The sequence below is a fragment of the Paracoccus sp. PAMC 22219 genome, from assembly GCF_000787695.1.
Classification (GTDB): Bacteria; Pseudomonadota; Alphaproteobacteria; order Rhodobacterales; family Rhodobacteraceae; genus Paracoccus.
In genome coordinates this window covers 1-4179 of the sequence record NZ_BBPH01000195.1, presented here as the reverse complement: position 1 = coordinate 4179, position 4179 = coordinate 1, and the positions used below count along the sequence as shown (strand labels likewise).

Sequence of the window (4179 nt, the reverse complement as noted above, 5' to 3'; positions counted from 1 at the left end):
CACTTGCGCCCCCTGCCCCTCAAAGCCCCAGAGAGTTGTAGACGTTCGAGATCCGCCGGATCGCCACGACATAGGCCGCGGTGCGCATGTCCTCGACCTTGGGGTTGCTGATCCAGACCTCCTTCATCTTCTTGAAGCTCTCGCGCATCGTGTCGTCCAGGCCCGACCGCACCAGCTCCAGCTCGTCCGCGCCGGTCAGGAATGCCTCTTTGAAGCCCTTGGACAGGGTCCAGTTCAGGCCGGTATCGGCCGACAGCCGTTCCAACTCCTCGACGATCATGCGGGCGCGGGCCTCCTCGTGCCGGCGCTCCAGCCGGCCCAGGCTGATCTGGGACAGGTTCTTGACCCATTCGAAATAGGACACGGTCACGCCGCCGGCGTTGGCATACATGTCGGGGATGATGACGATCCCCTTGCGACGCAGGATCGCGTCGGCATCGGCGGTCACGGGACCGTTCGCCGCCTCGATGATCAGCTTGCAGTTGATGCGCTCGGCGTTGTCGGCGTGGATCACGCTTTCCACCGCTGCCGGGATCAGGATGTCACACTCCTGCTCCAGCATGGCCAGACCGTTTTCGTGATAGTCGCCGCCGATGAAGCCCTTGACGCCACCGGTCGCGCGGATGTGGCCGCGCAGCGCGTCGATGTTGATGCCCTGCGGGTTGGTGATGGCGCCGTCGCGCTCGATCACGCCGGTGATCAGGCACTTGTCCTCGACCGAAAGGAACTGGGCGGCATGATAGCCCACATTGCCCAGGCCCTGCACGATCACGCGCTTGCCGGCCAGCACGCCGGTCAGGCCTGCCTGCTTCATCACGTCGTCATGGCGGAAGAACTCGCGCAGCGCGTATTGCACGCCGCGGCCCGTCGCCTCGACCCGGCCGTCGATGCCGCCCGCGGTGCGCGGCTTGCCCGTGACGCAGGCCTTGGCGTTGATGTCGTCGGGATGCAGCCGCTTGTAGGCGTCGGCCATCCACGCCATCTCGCGCTCTCCGGTGCCCATGTCGGGCGCGGGCACGTTCTGCGACGGAGAGATCAGGTTCCGGCGCGACAGCTCATAGGTAAAGCGGCGGGTGATCCGCTCCAGCTCGTCCTCGTTCCAGGCGCGCGGATCGATGCACAGACCGCCCTTCGATCCGCCGAACGGCACCTCGACCAGCGCGCATTTATAGGTCATCAGGGCGGCCAGCGCCTCGACCTCGTCCTGGTTCACGTCCAGCGAATAGCGGATGCCACCCTTGACCGGCTCCATGTGTTCGGAATGAACCGACCGGTAACCGGTGAAGGTGTGGATCTGGCCGCGCAGCCGCACCCCGAACCGCACCGTATAGGTGGAATTGCAGACCCGGATCTTCTCCTCCAGCCCCGGCGCAAGGCTCATCAGGCCTGCGGCATGGGTGAACATGCGGTCCACTGAATCCCGGAACGAGGTCGTGTTGACGGACATTGCTGCTTCCTCCTGATGACGGCGCAAGGTCAAGATGACGGCACGCTAGGCCAAACGGCCCCGTCCCGCCACAGCGGATCGTCGCCGATGGCGGCATGTTTGCGATAAAAATCAGCAGTCTTTGGATGTCGCGCAGCCGACAGGGGCTTTTGCTTTCTGCGCTATTTATTATGTTGCGACCGAAACCGTCTCTCCGTTCGCGGTGTTTGGATGGAAACCAAGGAAGACGAATGAAGACCGATACCACCCATGCAACGGCCCCCGGCATCACGCGGGGCCGCAAGTTCGACCAGGTCCGGGATGGGGCCGCCGTCATCTTTCTGCGCGACGGCTATGCCGCCGCCAGCGTCGATGACATCGCCCGGTCCGCCCGCGTGTCCAAGGCGACGCTGTACAGCTATTTCCCCGACAAATCGCTGATGTTCCGCGAAGTGCTGCGCGCCACGATGGACAGCGCCTTTCGTCAGCAACCGTTCGAGGCCGACCCCGCATCAACGGCCCAGGCCGACCTGCCGCGGATGCTGTCGGACCTGGCGACATGGGCGCTGTCGGAACCGCGTCTCAGCCTGCTGCGGGTGATGACCGCCGAATCGACCCGGTTTCCCGACGACGCGCGCAGTTATGACGACGCCCTGGCCCGCTGTGTCGCGGCGCCCTTGGCGCAGATCATCGACGGCTGGATCGCCGCGGGACAGATCCGGGACCATGACAGCGGCCAATCCGCCCGTCAGCTGGTCGCGCTGATCACCGGTCAGGTCCAGCAACCCGCGCTGCTGACCGGCGCAACACCCCCCGACGCCCAGATCGCGCGCATCGCCGGCGAAGCGGCGACGCTGTTCCTGTCGGCCCACGCCCTGCGCGCCGCCTGACGGCGCCGTCGCCGGGGGCTGTTGCATTCCTGCGATGATCGAAACGTGATCCAAGTCCCGGCTTCTCAAGGCCGGGGCCCCGGCCTATGCTGATGGGAACAAGGTCCGGAACAGGACCGGCAGGGGTGACAGGCGATGATCTGCAAGGACTGGATGATTCGGGCCGCGATGGCTGCCGGCTTGGCCTTGGCCGTGCAGGGCTGTGCATCGTCGCCGAACCGGATGCCGCCAGCCGGCGCCTATGCGGGCCCGGCCTATGTCGCCCCGACCTATGACGCCCAGACCACCTATGCCCCCGCACCTTATGCGGCGCCTGCGCCTTATGCGGCCCCCGTCGCCGCACCCTATGCCGCCGCACCCTTTCCAGCCGCCGCGCCGTTCCCCGTTGCAGCGCCCGTCGTGGCCGATCTGCCGGTCGCGACCACCGGCATCACCGGGGTGACCGAACGCAAGCCCGACCTGTGCAAGGCCAGCGCCTATGCCTCCAGCGTGGGGCAGCCCGGCAGCACGATCCCGACGCTTGGCCTGACCAACGTCTATCGCGTGGTGGAATACCGCGGGATCGAACCCCAGGACTATGACCCCGACCGGCTCGTCTTTCGACTGGATGCGACCGGCACCATCACCAAGATCGATTGCGGATGACCCAAATGCACAAGACCACGCTTGCCCTGATTTTCGCCGCAACGGCCCTGGCCGCCTGCGAACCCGCCTATGTCGAGCCGACCCCGCCGCCGGTCGTCGACGAATGCGGCGCCGCCGGCTATCAGGGCCTGATCGGCCAGCCCCGCACGGCCCTGTCGGCGATGAACTTTCCCCTGGGCACCCGCGTCATCGGGCCCGAGGACATGGTGACCGCCGATTTCCGCCCCGACCGGCTGAACATCGAATACGGCATCAACGGCCGCATCACCAAGGTCAGCTGCTTCTGACGCGTTTCGCGTTGCACAGGCCTCGGCGGGGTGTCACCATTCCGACATGATGAACGCGATCCCGCCCGATGCCGACCGCGTGGTGTTCGACCGCAAGGAGCTGAACCTGATCCTGTCGACCTACGGCCGCTTCGTGGCCGCAGGCGAATGGCGCGATTACGGGATGTCGTTCCTGCGCGACGCGGCGGTGTTCAGCGTCTTTCGCCGCGCCGCCGAACACCCCCTTTACCGGATCGAGAAACGCCCCCGCCTGCGCGCGGCCCAGGGCGCCTATGCCGTGATCGCCATGGACGGGCGCATCCTGAAACGCGGCCATGATCTGGCGCAGGTGCTGCGCGTGCTGGACGCCAAGCTGATCCGCCCCATCGACTAGGTGCCGCGCGGCTTGGCCCGCACGGTCGGGTCGGCCGCGGTCGGATCCTCGGGCCACGGGTGGCGCGGATAGCGGCCTCGCATGTCCTTCCTGACATCGGCATAGGAGCTGACCCAGAACCCCGGCAGGTCCATCGTCACCTGCACCGGCTTGCCCCCCGGCGACAGCAGTGTGATACGCAGGGGCCGCCCGCCCACGGCGGGGTGGCGGGTGACGCCGAACAGCTCCTGCAGGCGCAATTCGATCGACGGGTCCTCGCCCCCGTAATCGATCGGCACCCGGCGGCCCAGGGGGGTGGTGAACTGCCCCGGCGCCTCGCGGTCCAGCCGCTGCTGGCCGTCCCATCCGATGCGGGCCTTCAGCGGCTCGACCAGGTCCAGCCCGCGCAGGTCGGACAGGCTGCGCACCCGGCCCAGCCACGGCAGCAGCCAGGCGCCATCCGCCAACAGGTCCGCATCCGCCACCGACCCCAGCCCGGGCACCAGCGCGATCCGCGCCGCAGCCGTGCGGCGGCGGGGGTCCAGGACAGCCCGTCCAGGCGCAATCCCTCCAGCCGCG

At 67.3% G+C, this 4179-nt stretch carries 5 protein-coding genes and 1 pseudogene; 4 read left to right on the top strand and 2 right to left on the bottom strand.

Translation table 11 applies throughout. The annotated features are described in order from the left end of the window. Positions 1–19: 19 nt before the first annotated feature. Positions 20–1447 (bottom strand): Glu/Leu/Phe/Val dehydrogenase, encoded by a 1428-nt coding sequence (locus TY51_RS18050; protein ID WP_042252300.1) that lies wholly within the window; start codon positions 1445–1447, stop codon positions 20–22. Positions 1448–1677: 230 nt separating this feature from the next. Between TY51_RS18050 and TY51_RS20560 the strand changes: the two genes are divergently transcribed. The 4 genes from TY51_RS20560 (at position 1678) to TY51_RS18030 (ending at position 3621) form a co-directional block, all read left to right on the top strand. Next, positions 1678–2316 (top strand): TetR/AcrR family transcriptional regulator, encoded by a 639-nt coding sequence (locus TY51_RS20560; RefSeq protein ID WP_052650441.1) that lies wholly within the window; start codon positions 1678–1680, stop codon positions 2314–2316. 153 nt (positions 2317–2469) lie between these two features. Then, positions 2470–2961, top strand: a complete 492-nt coding sequence (locus tag TY51_RS18040) for a hypothetical protein (protein ID WP_197054829.1) — start codon at positions 2470–2472, stop codon at positions 2959–2961. Beyond that, positions 2958–3248, top strand: coding sequence for an I78 family peptidase inhibitor (locus TY51_RS18035; protein ID WP_231559133.1), 291 nt, complete (start codon positions 2958–2960; stop codon positions 3246–3248). The genes TY51_RS18040 and TY51_RS18035 overlap by 4 nt, the downstream gene beginning before the upstream one ends. Positions 3249–3294: 46 nt before the next feature. Beyond that, positions 3295–3621: a DUF2794 domain-containing protein gene (locus TY51_RS18030; protein WP_042252296.1), complete on the top strand. Its 327-nt coding sequence runs from the start codon at positions 3295–3297 to the stop codon at positions 3619–3621. Here the strand turns inward: TY51_RS18030 and TY51_RS18025 are convergent. Beyond that, positions 3618–4179: pseudogene (locus tag TY51_RS18025) on the bottom strand (ATP-dependent helicase C-terminal domain-containing protein); the annotation flags it as partial. The gene TY51_RS18030 and the pseudogene TY51_RS18025 sit on opposite strands and share 4 nt — an antisense overlap.

Bases quoted from the DNA above. Each gene is read 5' to 3' on its own strand.
- TY51_RS18030 (WP_042252296.1), top strand. From the start codon at position 3,295: ATGATGAACGCGATCCCGCCCGATGCCGACCGCGTGGTGTTCGACCGC.
- TY51_RS18040 (WP_197054829.1), top strand. From the start codon at position 2,470: ATGATTCGGGCCGCGATGGCTGCCGGCTTGGCCTTGGCCGTGCAGGGC.
- TY51_RS20560 (WP_052650441.1), top strand. From the start codon at position 1,678: ATGAAGACCGATACCACCCATGCAACGGCCCCCGGCATCACGCGGGGC.
- TY51_RS18035 (WP_231559133.1), top strand. From the start codon at position 2,958: ATGACCCAAATGCACAAGACCACGCTTGCCCTGATTTTCGCCGCAACG.
- TY51_RS18050 (WP_042252300.1), bottom strand. From the start codon at position 1,447: ATGTCCGTCAACACGACCTCGTTCCGGGATTCAGTGGACCGCATGTTC.